General features: G+C 59.3%; 19 protein-coding genes. 14 read left to right on the top strand and 5 right to left on the bottom strand.

Annotation, left to right across the window (positions count from 1 at the left end; translation table 11 throughout):
* Window positions 1-110: 110 nt before the first annotated feature.
* Window positions 111-920: an Fpg/Nei family DNA glycosylase gene (locus CFAEC_RS13050; protein ID WP_290277483.1), complete on the bottom strand. Its 810-nt coding sequence runs from the start codon at window positions 918-920 to the stop codon at window positions 111-113.
* Window positions 921-1,112: 192 nt separating this feature from the next.
* Between CFAEC_RS13050 and dps the strand changes: the two genes are divergently transcribed.
* The gene (gene dps, locus CFAEC_RS13045) at window positions 1,113-1,610 is read left to right on the top strand and encodes a DNA starvation/stationary phase protection protein Dps (RefSeq protein WP_290277481.1); all 498 of its coding nucleotides are present in this window, start codon (window positions 1,113-1,115) and stop codon (window positions 1,608-1,610) included.
* Between the two features lie 407 nt (window positions 1,611-2,017).
* Window positions 2,018-3,505, top strand: coding sequence for a DUF1846 domain-containing protein (locus CFAEC_RS13040; protein ID WP_290277479.1), 1,488 nt, complete (start codon window positions 2,018-2,020; stop codon window positions 3,503-3,505).
* Between the two features lie 59 nt (window positions 3,506-3,564).
* Here the strand turns inward: CFAEC_RS13040 and CFAEC_RS13035 are convergent, their stop codons facing one another.
* The gene (locus CFAEC_RS13035; RefSeq protein ID WP_290277477.1) at window positions 3,565-4,656 is read right to left on the bottom strand and encodes an inositol-3-phosphate synthase; all 1,092 of its coding nucleotides are present in this window, start codon (window positions 4,654-4,656) and stop codon (window positions 3,565-3,567) included.
* Between the two features lie 235 nt (window positions 4,657-4,891).
* Here CFAEC_RS13035 and trhO point away from each other — a divergent pair, with 235 nt between their 5' ends.
* From trhO to CFAEC_RS13015, 4 genes are all read left to right on the top strand, one after another.
* Window positions 4,892-5,830, top strand: a complete 939-nt coding sequence (gene trhO, locus CFAEC_RS13030; protein WP_290277474.1) for an oxygen-dependent tRNA uridine(34) hydroxylase TrhO — start codon at window positions 4,892-4,894, stop codon at window positions 5,828-5,830.
* 52 nt (window positions 5,831-5,882) lie between these two features.
* Window positions 5,883-6,203, top strand: a complete 321-nt coding sequence (locus tag CFAEC_RS13025; protein WP_290277473.1) for an antibiotic biosynthesis monooxygenase family protein — start codon at window positions 5,883-5,885, stop codon at window positions 6,201-6,203.
* A 220-nt stretch (window positions 6,204-6,423) separates the two neighbouring features.
* The gene (locus tag CFAEC_RS13020) at window positions 6,424-6,672 is read left to right on the top strand and encodes a hypothetical protein (protein WP_290277471.1); all 249 of its coding nucleotides are present in this window, start codon (window positions 6,424-6,426) and stop codon (window positions 6,670-6,672) included.
* A 6-nt stretch (window positions 6,673-6,678) separates the two neighbouring features.
* Window positions 6,679-7,380, top strand: a complete 702-nt coding sequence (locus CFAEC_RS13015) for a DUF981 family protein (protein WP_290277469.1) — start codon at window positions 6,679-6,681, stop codon at window positions 7,378-7,380.
* 161 nt (window positions 7,381-7,541) lie between these two features.
* Here CFAEC_RS13015 and CFAEC_RS13010 read toward each other — a convergent pair whose 3' ends face one another.
* From CFAEC_RS13010 to CFAEC_RS13000, 3 genes are all read right to left on the bottom strand, one after another.
* A complete protein-coding gene (locus CFAEC_RS13010; protein WP_290277466.1) occupies window positions 7,542-8,030 on the bottom strand; it encodes a hypothetical protein in 489 nt (162 codons plus the stop codon).
* Between the two features lie 64 nt (window positions 8,031-8,094).
* Window positions 8,095-9,039, bottom strand: a complete 945-nt coding sequence (locus CFAEC_RS13005) for a universal stress protein (RefSeq protein ID WP_290277465.1) — start codon at window positions 9,037-9,039, stop codon at window positions 8,095-8,097.
* A gap of 28 nt (window positions 9,040-9,067) precedes the next feature.
* The gene (locus tag CFAEC_RS13000) at window positions 9,068-9,529 is read right to left on the bottom strand and encodes a MarR family winged helix-turn-helix transcriptional regulator (RefSeq protein WP_290277463.1); all 462 of its coding nucleotides are present in this window, start codon (window positions 9,527-9,529) and stop codon (window positions 9,068-9,070) included.
* Window positions 9,530-9,741: 212 nt separating this feature from the next.
* Between CFAEC_RS13000 and CFAEC_RS12995 the strand changes: the two genes are divergently transcribed.
* From CFAEC_RS12995 to rplI, 8 genes are all read left to right on the top strand, one after another.
* On the top strand, window positions 9,742-10,104 hold the full coding sequence (locus CFAEC_RS12995) for a DUF5318 family protein (RefSeq protein WP_290277462.1): 363 nt from the start codon (window positions 9,742-9,744) through the stop codon (window positions 10,102-10,104).
* 91 nt (window positions 10,105-10,195) lie between these two features.
* Complete coding sequence (locus CFAEC_RS12990; RefSeq protein ID WP_290277461.1) at window positions 10,196-12,361, top strand: transglycosylase domain-containing protein; 2,166 nt, start codon at window positions 10,196-10,198, stop codon at window positions 12,359-12,361.
* A 62-nt stretch (window positions 12,362-12,423) separates the two neighbouring features.
* Window positions 12,424-13,914 carry a glycosyltransferase family 87 protein gene (locus tag CFAEC_RS12985; protein ID WP_435384238.1) on the top strand — a complete coding sequence of 497 codons (1,491 nt, stop codon included), beginning with the start codon at window positions 12,424-12,426 and terminating at the stop codon, window positions 13,912-13,914.
* Window positions 13,915-14,106 (top strand): hypothetical protein, encoded by a 192-nt coding sequence (locus CFAEC_RS12980; RefSeq protein ID WP_290277460.1) that lies wholly within the window; start codon window positions 13,915-13,917, stop codon window positions 14,104-14,106.
* Window positions 14,107-14,279: 173 nt separating this feature from the next.
* Complete coding sequence (locus CFAEC_RS12975) at window positions 14,280-14,441, top strand: hypothetical protein (RefSeq protein WP_290277459.1); 162 nt, start codon at window positions 14,280-14,282, stop codon at window positions 14,439-14,441.
* A gap of 126 nt (window positions 14,442-14,567) precedes the next feature.
* A complete protein-coding gene (gene rpsF, locus CFAEC_RS12970; RefSeq protein ID WP_290277458.1) occupies window positions 14,568-14,855 on the top strand; it encodes a 30S ribosomal protein S6 in 288 nt (95 codons plus the stop codon).
* A gap of 33 nt (window positions 14,856-14,888) precedes the next feature.
* Window positions 14,889-15,587 (top strand): single-stranded DNA-binding protein, encoded by a 699-nt coding sequence (locus CFAEC_RS12965; protein WP_290277456.1) that lies wholly within the window; start codon window positions 14,889-14,891, stop codon window positions 15,585-15,587.
* Between the two features lie 52 nt (window positions 15,588-15,639).
* Window positions 15,640-16,092, top strand: a complete 453-nt coding sequence (gene rplI / locus CFAEC_RS12960) for a 50S ribosomal protein L9 (protein WP_290277455.1) — start codon at window positions 15,640-15,642, stop codon at window positions 16,090-16,092.
* Window positions 16,093-16,187: the final 95 nt, after the last annotated feature.

Here is a 16,187-nt window from a genome sequence, read left to right as displayed (position 1 = left end):
TGTAAGAGCTGATAAGCGCGCATCATCGTCATGTCCTTTCTGTGAAAAGTGTGTGACCGTCATCATGGCATGAAAAGCGATGGAGGGCAATGGTTGTTCGTCGGTAAGCATTAGCGCTGGCAGGCCGGGCACCAGAAGAGGTTGCGGCCTTCCATGACCTGGTCGCGTATCGGGGTGTCGCAGAGGTAGCACGGCTGGCCGGTGCGGCGGTAGGTGTAGACCTCGCCGCCGTGGTCGTCTTTGCGTGGTGGGCGGCCCATGGCTTCTGGGGTGTGTTCGTGGCGGACGGTGTCGATGCGTCCGGCGGTGACACCGTCTTTCATCAGGCCCACCAGGTCCGCCCAGATGGACGTGAATTCCGCATTGGTGATCTCGCGGCCTGGTTTGAACGGTGAGATGCCGAGGCGGAAGAGGGTCTCTGCGCGGTAGATGTTGCCCACGCCGGCGAACAGCTTCTGATCCATGAGCAGGGAGCCGATGCTGCGACCGGAGCGCTGCACCTTGAGGCGGATGGGGTCCGGGTCGGCGTCATCGCGGATCGGGTCGGCGCCGAGTTTGCCGATCGCGATGTCACGCTCCTCATCTGTGATCAGGCGACACCATTGTGGTCCGCGCAGATTCGCCGCGATCCCGCCATCGGAGATGTGGAGGCGGATCTGGCCGCGGGTTTCTTCCGCGGGTTCGAAGTTGAGTGTGCCGATCAGTCCGAGGTGGATGTAGATGATGTGTTCTGGGTGCTCAGCGGTGAAATCGATGAACAGATGCTTCCCGTGGGCATCGGCGCGGGCGATGCGGGTCTGGTCCACGATCGCCGCCTCCGCTGCAAACCGGCCCTGTGGGGAGGTAACGTCGAGCACAGCATCACCGAATCTCTGGGTGAGTTCTCCGGCGAGACGATGAATGACGTGTCCTTCAGGCATGGATTCCACCTTAACCAGTGCGGATACAAACCCGAAAAAGGGGTGTATGTGGTGGTCATCCGGGTGCTCAGTGGGCTGGTGACGCTGCGTCGGCATGGGGCTGGGTAAGCCCTCAGGTTAGCCTCCCCTGCCATTTATTAGTTAAGGCTAAATTTGGGTGACAATTGATCAGATCCAAGTATAATAGCTGGCATGAGTAACTACACAGTCCCAGGAATCAATGACAACGACGCCAAGCAGCTTATTGATGGACTGCAGGAGCGTCTCACCGACTACAACGATCTCCACCTGATCCTCAAGCACGTCCACTGGAATGTGGTGGGCCCGAACTTCATCGCCGTCCACGAAATGCTGGATCCCCAGGTTGACCTGGTCCGCGGTTATGCCGATGAGGTGGCAGAGCGTATCTCCACCCTCGGTGGACAGCCGATCGGCACCCCGGCCGGTCACGTGGACAACCGCACTCCACTCGAATACGAGATGAACCGCGGCAACACCCAGGATCACCTCGCCACACTGAACAAGGTCTACACCACCGTGCTCGAGCGACTCCGTGAGTCCATGGCGCAGGCCGGCGACGTTGACTCGGTCACCGAGGATGTCTACATCGCCCACGCCGCTGAACTGGAGAAGTTCCAGTGGTTCATGCGCGCCCACCTGGATGACGGCTCCGGCAACATCGCTGAATAAGCTGTCCTGCGCATAGACGCATAAAGCAGCTCTCCTCCAGAGTGTTGGGGGCAACGCCGCTCTCCCGGAATCGCGATCATCGCGCCGGGAGGGCGGCGTTGTGCTGCGTGCCGCCGCCTGCCGCCGCCTGGTGCCTCCCGGGGCTGCCACCTGGTGATGCCACCTGCTGACGTCGCCGGTGATCACTTCTGCACACCCGTAGCTCGCCCGCACCCACCCCTCGAACTGCCCCACCCCTCGAACCCGCCGAGCTCCTGCAGACACCTCCGCCACCAACAGATGGCCCTCCGCTGGACAACCATGCAGAGAACCAGCGAGCACAGCACGTGAGAGTGTCGGTGTGTACCGATCGCGGGGTAGAGTCACAGGCGTTAGTTTTATGCCGAGCCAACTGGGGAGTTGACGCAATGCGCACCGGATTCGACCGCGACCTCTACATCAGGATGCAGTCGCAGCACATCAAGGAGAGGCGCGAACAGATCGGCGGCAAGCTGTATCTGGAGATGGGCGGCAAGCTCTTCGATGATCTGCACGCCTCCCGGGTGCTGCCCGGTTTCACCCCGGATAACAAGATCGCCATGCTGGAGGAGCTCAAGGATGAGCTTGAGATCCTGGTGACCCTCAACGCCAAGGACCTCCAGCGCAACAAGACCCGCGCTGACCTGGATATCTCCTATGAGGATGATGTTCTGCGCCTGATCGATATTTTCCGCGAGGCCGGTTTCCTCACCGAGCATGTGGTGCTCACCCAGCTGGAGGACGATAACTCCCAGGCCCACCAGTTCAGTCAGCGTCTGGGGCGCCTGGGCATCCGCGTGGCCAAGCACCGCGTGATCCCCGGCTACCCGCATGATGCGCGCCGCATCGTCAGTGAGGAGGGTTTCGGCAGTAACGAGTATGTGGAAACCACCCGCAACCTCGTGGTGGTCACCGCGCCCGGCCCCGGTTCCGGCAAGCTGGCCACCTGCCTCAGTCAGATCTATGGCGATCACCAGCGTGGCATTGCCTCAGGCTATGCCAAGTTCGAGACTTTCCCCATCTGGAACCTGCCACTGGAACACCCGGTCAACCTTGCCTATGAGGCGGCCACGGCGGATCTCGATGACATCAATGTCATTGATCCCTTCCATCTCACCGCCTATGGGGAGAAGGCCACCAGTTATAACCGGGATGTGGAGGTCTTCCCGCTGCTCAAGACCATGCTGGAGATGCTCAGCGGGTCCTCCCCCTACCAGTCCCCCACCGACATGGGCGTGAATATGGTCGGTCAGGCCATCATTGATGATGAGGTGTGCCGCGAGGCTGCCCGCCAGGAGATCGTGCGGCGTTATTTCAAGTCGCTTGTTGATGAACGCCGCGATGAGCTCGATGACACGGTTTCCTCGCGCATCGCCATTGTGATGAGCAAGGCCGGATGTTCGGTCGAAGACCGCACGGTGGTGGCGCGTGCCCTGGCGCTCGAGGCGGAGACCGGTGCGCCGGCCTCGGCGCTGTTGCTTGACGACGGCCGACTCATCACGGGTAAAACCTCCCCGCTGCTCGGCTGCTCCGCAGCAATGCTGCTCAATGCCCTGAAGGAACTGGCGGGTATTGATACATCCGTGGATCTGCTCTCCCCCGAATCCATCGAACCGATCCAGACCCTCAAGACCGAACACCTGGGTTCCCGCAACCCCCGCCTGCACACCGATGAGGTGCTCATTGCGCTGTCGGTATCCGCAGCCACCTCGGACAATGCGCGCCGGGCACTGGATGAACTGAAAAACCTCCGGGGTTGCGATGTCCACACCACCACGATCCTGGGATCAGTGGATGAGGGGATCTTCCGCAACCTCGGAGTATTGGTCACCTCGGAACCGAAGTACCAGCGCAAGGCGCTCTACCGCAAGCGTTAAAAGTTACGGATGCGGTGAAAAATGTGGGTTGAGGAACCGCTGTTCCTCAACCCACAAGATTATGCATCGATGATGAATGCTTCCAGGCGCTCGCGTGCAACGTCGTCTGCAAGCTGCTCCGGTGGGGACTTCATCAGGTAGGAGCTGGCCGGCATGACCGGTCCACCGATGCCACGGTCCTTGGCGATCCTGCAGGCACGAATGGCATCGATGATGATGCCGGCGGAGTTCGGTGAATCCCAGACCTCGAGCTTGTACTCCAGGTTCAGTGGCACACCACCGAAGCCGGTGCCCTCCAGGCGGACATAAGCCCACTTGCGGTCATCCAACCACTCCACGTGATCAGATGGTCCGATGTGGACGTTTCGGTCTGCCACCTTGCCAGCCAGTGGGCCTTCCTTCAGGTTGGAGGTGACAGCCTGGGTCTTGGAGATCTTCTTGGACTCCAGACGGTTGCGGTCCAGCATGTTTTTGAAGTCCATGTTGCCACCCACGTTCAGCTGCATGGTGCGGTCCACACGGACACCGCGCTCTTCGAAGAGGCGGGCCAGCACACGGTGGGTGATGGTGGCACCGACCTGTGACTTGATGTCATCGCCCACGATGGGCAGACCCGCATCGGTGAACTTCTGTGCCCACTCCGGGTCAGAGGCGATGAACACCGGGAGAGCGTTGACGAAGCCACAACCCGCGTCGATGGCGGCCTGTGCGTAGAACTTGTCTGCCTCCTCGGAACCGACAGGCAGGTAGGAGACGAGAACGTCCACCTTGGCGTCGATAAGCGCCTGTGCCACGTCCACCGGCTCGGCGGTGGACTCCTCAATGGTCGCCCGGTAATGATCGCCCAGGCCATCAAGGGTTGGGCCGCGCTGCACGGTGACACCCGTGGTGGGAACATCGGTGATCTTGATGGTGCAGTTCTGGGAGGATTCGATGGCCACGGACAGATCCGTGCCAACCTTCTCCGCATCGACATCGAAGGCGGCGACAAACTCGAGGTCACCGACGTGGTAATCGCCGAACTTCACGTGCATGAGGCCGGGTACCTGCTCATCGGCGGATGCATCGCGGTAGTACTCCACACCCTGAACGAGGGAGGTTGCGCAGTTGCCGACGCCAGCGATGGCAACCCTGATGGTGGAATCACTCATATTCTTCAATTCTCCTTATATCGAAACGCGGCCGAGCCGCACATCCATCGACGCTACGTTCATATACCGCAGAAATGGGATCCGGACGGGGACATGATCGATCAAGAAGAGAAGTTGATCGATCAAGTAACACCCCGTTCGTGGGTAGGTGGGGAAATGCTGTTCCATAAGCGGGGTGAGGGGTGCGCGGCGTCCGTTTTCGTCGGGCCCGCTAAAGGGGATTAGAATTTAAACCGTGTCTACCGGAAAAATTCTCCTCTATTACGCCTTCACCCCACTCTCCGACCCTAAAGCGGTTCAGCTGTGGCAGCGTGACCTCTGCGAATCACTGAATCTCCGTGGTCGCATCCTCGTGTCCGAACACGGAATCAACGGCACCGTCGGCGGTGACATCGATGATTGCAAGGCCTACATCAAGAAGACCCGTGGGTACCCCGGGTTCGCCCGCATGGAATTCAAATGGTCAGAGGGTGGCGCCGAGGACTTCCCACGCCTGTCCGTCAAGGTTCGCGATGAGATCGTCGCCTTCGGCGTGCCCGGTGAACTCAAGGTGGATGACAACGGCGTGGTCGGTGGCGGCGTTCATCTCAAGCCTGAGGAGGTGAACAAGCTGGTGGAGGAACGCGGCGATGATGTGGTGTTCTTCGATGGCCGCAATGCCATGGAAGCGCAGATCGGCAAGTTCAAGGATGCTGTGGTGCCCGATGTGGAGACCACCCATGACTTCATTAAAGAGATCGAATCCGGGAAGTACGATGACCTCAAGGACAAACCCGTAGTCACCTACTGCACCGGTGGTATCCGCTGCGAGATCTTAAGCTCCCTGATGGTCAACCGCGGCTTCAAGGAGGTCTACCAAATCGACGGTGGCATCGTCCGCTACGGCGAGCAGTTCGGTAACAAGGGACTGTGGGAAGGGTCCCTCTACGTCTTTGACAAGCGGATGCATGTGGAATTCGGCGAGGACTATAAGCGCGTGGGGCACTGCATCAACTGCGACACCCCCACCAATAAATTCGAACACTGCGTCAACGAAGACGAGTGCCGCCAGCTCGTGCTCATGTGCCCGGATTGCTACAGCAACGTGGAGACCCGCCACTGTGGACAGGACGACTGCGTGGATATCGCCGCTGATCTGGCCGCCCGTGGTGTGGACCCACTGGTGACACAGTAGAGAGGGCGAATCCGGGGCCATCATTGTGCCCCTTCGGGTAGGTTACTAGAGCATGAGCATCGTTAAGATCAACGCAATTTCTGTCCCCGAGGGTGCCGGCCCTGAACTGGAGAAGCGCTTTGCAGCACGTAAGAATGCTGTGGATTCCTCGCCGGGTTTTGAAGGCTTCCAGTTGCTGCGCCCCGTCGCCGGTGAGGACCGCTACTTCGTGATCACCCAATGGGCGGACGAAGAGTCCTACAACGCCTGGCGTGACGCAGAGCGCGCCGGGGGTACACACGGTGGTGGGGCCCATGGTTCAGAGAAGAAGCCCGTGGCATCCGGCGCCTCTCTCCTGGAGTTTGAGATTGTGGTGGATTCGCGGGAGAACTAACCCCGCCTCCGCGCTGAGTGACCGCACAGGACATCGTCCCCCTCATGGCTTGCATGGGGACGATGTCCTTTGCCATTTCCCAGTGCGCGGAACTGTCGCATTAATAGCAGAGGAATTCCCCGAAGTTTGGAAAAGTGGGCGGATTGCTACACTATTCTTATCCTACCCCAATGTTTCTGGGTTCTGAATGTGATAACACAGTTCATTCTAAGGAATTTTTATGTCTAATTTAGTTGATGGCGGTGAATTCACCACAGAGATCGATGAGAAGACCACACGCTGGTCTTCTCTACTGGCCAAAGCGACCTGGGCAGTGCTTGCCCTTGGCGTGGTCGTGGGTGGCATTCTCTGGGTTGCTATCGACGGTGTACTCGGCGAAGACCTCGGCGCCCTCGCGTGGGTCATGACCTTCTCAGCCTCCATTGCCCTGATGTCCATCCGCCAGATGCTCCTGGCAGAAAGGAATTAGTGCACCATGTTGATGCAAGGCATTACTTATAACACCACGATGGGCCTCGTTGTCGGTCTCATCATGGTCATGATTCCATTGTTCATGCGTGCCGTTCAGGCCAGCAATGGTCGCACGCTGGCAGGCTTCGGCTGGGCATTCGTATTCTCAGGAGCATTCCTGGGAATCACCGGTATGCACATGACCCTGACCTGGCCACTCGAGCAGATTGAGGGTGTATTCTGCTGTGCGGTGGATAACGTCACCTTCGGTGAGCCAGCTGCCTTCTACGGCATCCTGACCCTGATCGCCGGTTTCGCTATCCTGCGTGCTGAAGATCGTGCTGACCGCGGCATCCGGCCGATGGACCTGGTGGCCACTCTCCGCCCCATTCTCTACGTGGCGGCTATCGGTGGCTTCGGTCTCGTCCTCTTCGGTATCGCCGGTCTGCACTTCGGCCAGTGGCGTCCACCAGAGGTGGAGCCCATCGCCCGCCTGCTCGCAGGTTCAATGATTGAGCCGCTCATGGTCTTCTTCATGTATGTGTTCACCGGTATCTCGGCGATTCTGTCCCCGTTCGTATTCAACAACAAGATCGTCAGCCGGGTATTTATCGTCATCACCTGGCTGTTCGGTATGGCATGGGTGCTGCTCGGCCTGACCCTTTTCTATGGTCACGTCGGCTTCTTCCCATACCCGTTCAATAACCCGGACGTGATGCATCCCTAGTGCTCCAGTTGGGTAACGTCCCACAACAATAACTGCCCGTTCCTCGGTATCCTCTCGGATCCGGAAACGGGCAGTTATTTATTGTTCAGCCACTCTCCCACTGTCTCGCATCATGAGGCTCAGGTGATGCCTGCGGAAACACGGGAAAGTTCAGGTGTGGACTAACGGCCGAGGATGGCCAGGGGCAGTACTGAGGTGGCCCACAGCATGCTGAAGGGGATGAGAACCCACAGGACACCCATCCAGGCGCGCCAGCGCACATAAGTGCGGTACTTGTCATACAGGATCCAGGCGCAGCCGAGCATGCCGCCGAAGGCAATTATGGTGGTGACAATCGGCCACCACAACTCCGCTGCCCGGGTACAGATCCAGACAGCCTCGCCCGCATCACACAACGGTCCACCCATCAGCCGTGACACCCACGCCAGCAGGTAGGCGGATATGAATGTCACGGCAGGGACCGCAAACAGGTAAATCACGGCCTGGCGTGAGGACTGCTGATTCTTCCGCTGCTGCTCCATCGGGTCCGTGAGATTACTCAGGTCGGTGAAGTCATTGGCAAAAGTGGGCCGAAGATTCGAGTAGTCAGCCTCGTCACTGAAGACGTTCTCGGGATGTTCCGGGTTGAGGGGATGCTTCTTCTTACTCATTGGATGTGTCCTCCTATTGGGACAAGACGTTAGTCCCAACTTTCACCCCAGGCTAGTAACGGTTTTACTCACCTGGGTAGATGATGGTCGGAACCGGGGAGTTACGGATGATCTCCGTGGTCTCCGAACCGACGAAAACGCGTGAGATTGCATCGGTGGGCCGTGAACCGAGGCACAAAAGATCGCCCTTCTTCCACTTCAATGCATTAATGGCGCCGTTCCATCCCCATCCCGACCCCACTTCACTGCTCACCACCAGTGAGGGGTGGGCGGACTGCACCCGGTCCCGGGCACTGTCCAGCATGGCCAGGGAATGCTCACGCCATTCGGTGGAAAGGATCGAGCTCAGTTCAAGGGTGTCAGATGCGGAGACATCCTCTATCCCGGTGGGGGAAAAGGAGAGGATCCTCAAGGGGATGCCCCAGTTGGAGGCAAGTTCTGCGGCGTGCATCAATCCCTGTTCGTGGGCATTGCCGTCTTCGCTGACGAAGGCGTAATTGACGCGGGTGACACCCTTCCTGGACAGCTTGACCCCCCTGGGCACCAGACCGAGTGGGACACGGGATGAGTGAAGGAGTGCATCCGCAGTGGAACCTGCGAGAAAGCGCCCCTTCGGGGCGGTGGCGTCTGAACCCAGCAGGATCAGGTCAGCATCGAAATCCTCGGCGGACTGGGTGATGAGAACGGATTCTGAGGGGCCATCTGTGAACACTGAGACCTGATCATCCCAGTGGGACTTGTCCACCCCGGCGCGTTTTAAGGCTTTGACGGTTCGCGATCCGTATTTGGAATCCAGATTCTGGAACCATTTCTTGTACTTCCCACCGAGCTTGCTGATGGATGATGAAGGCCATGGACGTATGAAGGTGGTCACACTCCGCACTTTTATGTCAGCAGTGCGGGCCAACCACGCGGCGAACTCGAAAACGGCGTCGTTTTGTTCACCGGGATCGCCATCGGGTGTATTCTCCGGGCGACAGGATACGAGTACACGCAGGGTTGGGTTCATTAACTTCCGAAGTTGAATTACAGGAGTATCAAGATGAGCCCGCGGGCTCTTTCCAGTTACCGTACACCTCAGCAAGCTCGGTGATGATATCGACCAGTTCGCTGGTCCGATCGAGCTTATCCTCAGGAAGCATCTTCAGTAATTCGGCCATATGGGCATCGCGTTCCCTATTTACCCGCTCCAGTTCCGCGGCACCGTGATCGGTGAGTTGAACCTGCACACCACGTCGGTCCTTGGTGTCACGGATCCGTTCCACCAGGCCCTGCTGCTCCAATTGATGGAGTGCATTGGAGGCGGTGGGCATTCTGATATCTTCCAGCTGAGCGATCCGGCTGATGCGTGCGGGGCCGTGTTCGGCCAGCCGACTGAGAATGGTCAGCTGTGGACCTGAGAGGTCAGAATTCGTGGAACGGCGGAAATAGAGGACGTATAGCTTGGTCAACGCGGGGCGCACGCGCGCTGCGAGGTCCTCAGGAGTTACTACGGTCATGCTATGAAGCTTAGCGCTAATCTGAATAGTTTTCCGGAACAAAAGTGCCCCTCCTGAGTTTTGTTCAGTCTGTTCACAGCTCAGGGGAAGGGATCTTCCTGCCGGCATGCCACTTGGGCAGGGTCGGGAATTCCGCGCTGAGCAGTGGTGGAGACGGTATGTCTTGCTCATCTCCCCCAATATCAATCCGCTCCCCGTCTACACTTGCCCATGTGGTGAATTATCGAAATGAGATCAGTCACCAGTGGGCCCGTCGACATGTTCTCCGCCAGTTCCGTGAGGGGCTGGTGTCCAGGGAGTCCATCTGCGACGCAGATTTCCTTCTGGTGACTGCTGGCAACTATCACGGTGAGCCCGCAGATTATCCCTGTCCCGTCTGCGGGGGGAATAATCTCAGAAGGGTGCTCTGGGTGTACGGCGAGCAGATCGGAAAAGCATCAGGATCCGCCCGTCATGAAGAGGAAATACAAAAACTGGTGAAAGATGGGCGAGAGTGTACCGTCCATACCGTGGAAGTTTGTCCTGAGTGCAAATGGAATCACCTACTAAAGGCTGAAACCGCCACAGCCAGCTGATTCTCAGATTCAAGCGAAAGCCCCCGCGGACAGTATTCTCTACATCGAACACCTCAGATAACTACCTGATCTGATTGAACGGACACATCAGTTGACGAACAACAAAAACTCCTCTGCCCAACCTGCCCGCGGGAAGAGGCGTGCGAAGAATAAGAAGACTCTGCGCAACAGCATCATCGGCGTCATCATCGCCATGATCGCTGTCCCTGCGTTGGTCTTCATGTCTGCCTACATCGTGGTGGATGTTCCCGAGCCGGAGGAGCTGGTCTCTCCACAGGTATCGCAGATCTATGCCTCCGACAGTGAGACCGAACTGGCGCGTATCGTTCCACCAGAGGGCAACCGCCAGATGGTCAGCCTGGATGAGGTGCCGGAGTCGGTGCGTAATGCGGTCATGTCTGCAGAGGACCGTGAGTTCTACACCAACCCGGGTTTCTCCATCACGGGTTATGCCCGCGCGGCTCTCGGTGTGATCACCGGTGACTCCTCCGCCGGTGGCGGATCGACCATCACCCAGCAGTATGTGAAGAAAGCTGTGGTCGGTGATGAGCGTTCCCTGATCCGCAAGGCAAAGGAACTGGTTTATTCCGCCAAGATGGCCAATGAGTGGTCCAAGGATGAGGTGCTCGAGGCGTATCTCAACACCGTGTACTTCGGACGTAACGCTTATGGTGTCCAGGCTGCCTCCCAGGCTTATTTCGGTAAACCAGTGAGCGAGTTGGCTCCGGAGGAGGGCGCGGTGCTGGCTGCCAGTATCCAGCTGCCCAGTGCACTGGAACCATGGACCAACCGTGAGGCCGCTGAATCACGCTGGAACTATGTCATGGACGGGATGGTGGAGACCGGAGCCCTGACACCGGAGTACCGTGCTCAGGCGCAATACCCGGAGACCACTGACCCGGCCAACAACCGTGCCTACACCGAGGCCACCGGCACCAATGGTCTGATCAAAAATAAGGTGATGGCAGAGCTGGCCGCGGTGGGTATCACCGAGGAGGATGTGCAGACACGTGGTCTGCAGATCACCACCACGATTGATCCGGAAGCGCAGCAGGGTGCCGTTGACGCTGTCCGTGAGCAGATGGAAACCCATGGCGAGGAGGTGCGCGCCGCTGTGGTCTCCATTGATCCGGAAAACGGTGCCGTGCGGGCCTACTACGGTGGTGAGGATCCAGGTGGGTGGGACTATGCCAACTCCCCACTCCAGACCGGTTCCATCTTCAAGATCTTCGGTCTGGCCGCGGCGCTCCAGCAGGGCATCCCGCTCTCCCAGACTTATAGTTCTGCTCCGGTCACCTCGGGTGATGCCACCATCACCAACGTCAATAATTCCGGTTGTGGTTACTGCTCCATCGAAGAGGCACTGAAGTTCTCCTACAACACCAGTTTCATCCGTCTCCAGAATGACCTGGAGAATGGGCCACAGGATACCGCTGACATGGCGCATGCCCTGGGAGTCGCCCGTTCCCTGCCCGGCATCCCTGAAACCCTGACCGAGAACGGTGCCACTCCGTATGAGGGCATCGTCCTGGGCCAGTACTCATCCCGTCCGCTCGACATGGCCTCAGCCATGGCGACCATCGCCAATGTGGGCATCTGGTACCGGCCACACTTCGTGGAGAAGGTCGAGACCCTGTCCGGCGAGGTTCTCTATGAGGTGGAGATCGGCGAAGGCGAACGACGCGTCTCCGAGAAGGTTGCCACCAACCTCCTGGATGCGATGGCTCCCATCGCGGCTTACTCCAATTACAACAACCTGGCGGGCGGTCGCCCCTCGGCTGCGAAGACCGGCACCACCCAGCTCGGAGATACGGGCTACAACAAGGATGCCTGGATGCTCGGGGCCACCCCGCAGCTGTCCACCGCGGTCTGGGTCGGCACCGTGGAGAACACCCCACTCTTCAATGAGTGGGGCGGCAACATGTACGGTTCCCTCGCACCATCGGTGATCTGGAAGGACACCATGGACTCAGCATTGGACGACGCGGACATCGAGGAGTTCCCCACCGCCCGGGCCCTCGGTTATGGCAATGCACCTGCGCCACAGCAGTACTGGGCCCCCTCTGCCCCAGTGGTCAGTGGAGGCGGCGGTGCGGCTACCTCCGAAGCCCCGTCCGATGACGGCGCCGAGGTGCCGGAGGCCCCTGCCGAAGGTGAGCCTGAAGCTCCAGCTCCGGAAGCACCTGCGGACAACGGGGGAGATATCGAATTGGCCCCGGGCATCGTTATCCCAGGAGACCTCTTCAACCTGGGTTAGAATCTCAGGCAGTTTCTCATGCCCATCATGGGCATGGGAGGAACACCACGCCACAAGGAGTCATGATGTCGATGGGCCAGAAGGTGACCAGGGGAAGGGTCTCCCCAGCTGACACGGAGCCGGTTGCCCACGACTTCATCAACGCGATCGGCGGGCCGCTGGGCAGGTTCGCACAGGTGGGAACCCAGCGGTTCTGGACTCCGCTGCGTGTTCTGATCACCACCTCCCTGGTGTTCCTGGCGGTGGGATTCCTGACCAAGGCCAACTGCATCCAGGGCGGACGCGGTGAGGACGGCGTGATCGCCCTGAACTGGTCAGGCAACCGCCAGTACACCTCCGCCTGCTACAACGACATCGTCCCCCTCTATGGAGGGCGCGGACTCGACTCCCCCGGTTTCCCCTATGCCTACTCGTGGCAGGAGGGGGACCTCACCCGTTATATGGAGTATCCGGTCCTGGGGGGAATCTTCCAGTGGATCGCGGCCATCATCACCCGGTTCCTCTACCCCGTGGTGGATATACTCCCCTTTCATTCGCTCCCTGAGGCCGGCCTGTACTTCATCGTCACGGCCCTGGGTCTGGCATTCTTCTGGGTGCTGGTCATCCGCATGATGGTGGAACTGACCGGCAACCGGGTCTGGGACACCGTTCTGGTTGCGGCCTCTCCCCTGGTTGCCGTCCACGCATTCACCAACTGGGACACCCCTTCCATCGCTGCCGCCGTCGGAGCGCTGCTCGCGGTCAAACGCGGCAACCCGGTGTGGGCCGGGGTGCTCATCGGACTGGGGACCGCCTTCAAATTGTGGCCCCTCTATCTCCTGGGAGCCTTCCTCGTCCTGGGTGTCCGCAGCGGAAAACTCAAGGAATTCTTCTCCATGATGGGTGCGGCCGTCATCGTCTGGTTGGTGATCAACGTTCCCGTGATCATCACCTACCCCGAGGCCTGGTACGAGTTCATCCGTCTCAATGAGACCCGTGGTGCCGAATGGACCACGATCTACCAGATTCTGGATCGCAACCTCGCGGCACCCATCAACAACCCCGGGGTGCTCAACACCCTCAGCTTCCTCTTCTTCGCCGGCGCCTGTCTTGCCATCGCGGTGTTCGGCCTGAGGGTGCAGCGACGCCCCCGCGTGGCGGAACTGGCCTTCCTCATCGTGGCGGCCTTCCTGCTCCTGAACAAGGTGTGGAGCCCGCAGTATTCCCTCTGGTTGGTCCCACTGGCGGTGTTGGCTCTTCCCCACTGGCGTCTGCTCTTCCCCTGGATGGTGGTGGACGCGATGGTCTGGCCGATCCTGATGTGGCACATGCTGGGCACCGAGAACATGGGTCTCCCGGGGGGCGTGCTGGACATCGTGCTGATCGTGCGCGGTGGATTCATCGTAGCCATGGTGGTTCTGGTTATCCGCCAGATGCTCGGGCGGATCCCCGACCCGGTCCTGGACGCCCACGGTGGCAGAGATCCCCTCGCTGGAGCGTTCGGGGACACTGATACGTTCACGTTGACCGCTAAGCGGTCAACCGGAGCGTCGACAAGCGTTGAAGGAAGTTAAGTGAGCAACACAGTTCTGATCATCACCATGGCGAGTGTCTTCATTGGTTTTCTGTTTTTCGGTGGGGCTTTCGCCAGCTTCATGTACAAGAAATCGCAGGCGCAGATCTGGAGCCTGTTCGCGATCGCGATTGTGCTCATCACCATCGTTCCCGTGACCATCGCGGTGTTCTGGGGTACCACGCTGTCCTGAGGTCGCGCCGGGAGCGCCGGGAGCACCGGGAGCACCGGGAGCGCCGGGAGCACCGGGAGCACCTGGGCCGCCGGCAGCGCCACCGATCCCCAGCGCGGGAACTATGTCCTGTAGCTGCGCGTTGAGCCGGTAGTGGCACATCAGAAGTTTGAGATGGTGAAGGGTAGGAACTGATGGCATCGACATCGTTTGCGGGACTTCTCGCAGTATCCGCACTGACACTCGCTGGCGTGGCCGGCGCAGTTCCCCAGAATCTGGCCCAATCTGAACGCAGCACCACTCCACTCGGTGGAGGCGCCACACTGAGCGCCGGTAATGCGGCCAAAAATTCCTGAGATGGAGAATCGACTTTCAGCTTGCGTTGGTGTACCTTGAATAGGTTGCTGACGCAACGACCCTCCTGCTACGCCAAAAGGGCGTGGCCGAAAACAATTACTAGACCATAGGAGGTGATGAGGTCCGTGCGTCAATACGAACTCATGATCATTCTCGATCCTTCTCAGGATGAGCGCACCGTTGCCCCGTCCCTGGATAAGTTCCTCGAGGTTGTCCGCAAGGACAAGGGCGATGTTGTAAAGGTTGATGTCTGGGGTAAGCGCCGTTTGGCCTACCAGATCAACAAGAAGGAAGAGGGCATCTACGCCGTCGTCGATCTCAAGTGCGAGTCTGCGACTGTGCTCGAGCTCGATCGTGTTCTGAACCTGAACGATGGTGTCCTGCGCACCAAGGTTCTGCGACTCGACAAGTAAAGAACTTTAGCTCTAGAGAGGTAGTTGAAGGACATGGCACAGGGAGATACCACCATCACCGTCGTAGGCAACCTCGTTGCCGACCCGGAGTTGCGCTTCACCCCATCGGGTGCGGCAGTCGCTAACTTCCGTATCGCCTCCACTCCCCGGACCTTTAACCGGACCACCAATCAGTGGGAGGATGGCGAGGCTCTGTTCCTCACCTGCAATGTCTGGCGCGAAGCCGCGGAGAATGTGGCTGAATCACTGACGAAGGGCATGCGCGTGATCGTGCAGGGCCGTCTCCGTCAGCGTTCCTATGAAACCCGCGAGGGCGAAAAGCGCACCATCTTCGAAGTTGAGGTCGACGAAGTCGGCCCATCCCTGAAGTACGCAAAGGCAGAAATCACCCGTAATGCACGTGGTGGTGGCCAGGGCGGCTTCGGCGGAAATCAGGGTGGTGGCCAGGGTGGCTTCGGCGGCAACCAGGGTGGAAACCCGGGTGGCGGCCAAGGCGGATTCAACCAGAACGCCGGTGGCTTCGGCGGACAGCAGGGGAACCAGGGCGGTTTTGGAGGAAACCAGGGTGGAAACCCCGGTGGAAACCAGGGCCAGTCCGGCAACAACTTCAACCAGGGTGGTTTCGGAGGCGGCGGCAATCAGGCAGCAGCCCCCGACAACGATCCATGGAATTCTGCACCCCCCGCCGGTAGTGGCGGATTCGGTGGCGCAGACGATGAGCCCCCGTTCTAAACTTTTCTTCTTTTCCAACATCACATCTTAAAAACCACGAAAGGCAGGGATCATGAAGCTGATCCTCACCGCCGCCGTTGATAACCTCGGTGTCGCTGGCGACATCGTAGAGGTCAAGGACGGCTACGGACGTAACCTGCTGCTCCCGCGTGGCCTGGCCATTCCGGCTACCCCGGGCGCTGAGAAGCAGATCGAGGGCATCAAGCGTGCCCAGGAGGCTCGCGCAATCCGCGACCTCGACCACGCTCGCGAAGTTAAGGCTCAGCTTGAGGCACTTGAGGGTGTCAAGGTTGCAGTCCGCACCTCCGAGAGCGGAAAGCTGTTCGGTTCTGTCAAGGCTGACGACATCGTCGACGCAGTCAAGGCAGCCGGCGGCCCGAACCTGGACAAGCGTGCCATTGTTCTCCCGAAGAACCTGGTTAAGACCACCGGTAAGTACCAGGTAGAAGCAAAAATTCATGAGGGCATTGTGTCCCGCGTGAAGTTTGAGGTCGTCGCAGCGTAACGACAACGCGCACGCGACGGCGGTGTTCCCCAAAGATTGGTGAACGCCCAACGACAACAGCAGCTTTCAACCCCACACCAAACAGCAGGTGTGGG

Source organism: Corynebacterium faecale (genome assembly GCF_030408735.1).
GTDB lineage: Bacteria > Actinomycetota > Actinomycetes > Mycobacteriales > Mycobacteriaceae > Corynebacterium > Corynebacterium faecale.
Note: the sequence above shows the minus strand (reverse complement) of the source record. Positions and strands in the feature narration are given on the sequence as shown.